At 37.6% G+C, this 415-nt stretch carries 1 rRNA gene; it reads right to left on the bottom strand.

Annotated features, from left to right (window positions below):
* Nucleotides 1-330 precede the first annotated feature (330 nt).
* Nucleotides 331-415 (bottom strand): 16S ribosomal RNA (locus tag IW644_RS19965); the annotation flags it as partial.

The following is a 415-nucleotide window of genomic DNA, read 5'->3' as shown; positions in this document are numbered from 1 at the left end:
TTGCTATCAATAAATTGATAACAAGCAATTCAGTCAAGTAGAGTAAAAAGTCATCTTTCGATTTCTCAGTTACTCAATTTTGATTGATTACTATTAATATCAGCTTTCCAAATTGTTAAAGAACATTAGTGTTTTTAAAAAACACTAATCAATGATGCGATCATTAATTAGCATTCTACGTTAAAACAACTACCACTTTAGCGAGCAGATTAACTATCAGGAAGGTTCCCTTCCGGTAAAGCAGTTAATCGCGACACTCGCGAAGCGAGTCTATAAATAAACAAAACAATCTGTGTAGGCACTGCATCAAGGCGTCTATCGACGTAATGGTAAGGAGGTGATCCAACCCCAGGTTCCCCTAGGGTTACCTTGTTACGACTTCACCCCAGTCATGAAACACAAAGTGGTAATCGTC

This window comes from Alteromonas sp. PRIM-21 (assembly GCF_027563165.1).
Lineage (GTDB): Bacteria > Pseudomonadota > Gammaproteobacteria > Enterobacterales > Alteromonadaceae > Alteromonas > Alteromonas macleodii_A.
The sequence above is the reverse complement of the archived record's forward strand: the minus strand, read 5'-3'. Positions and strand labels throughout refer to the sequence as shown.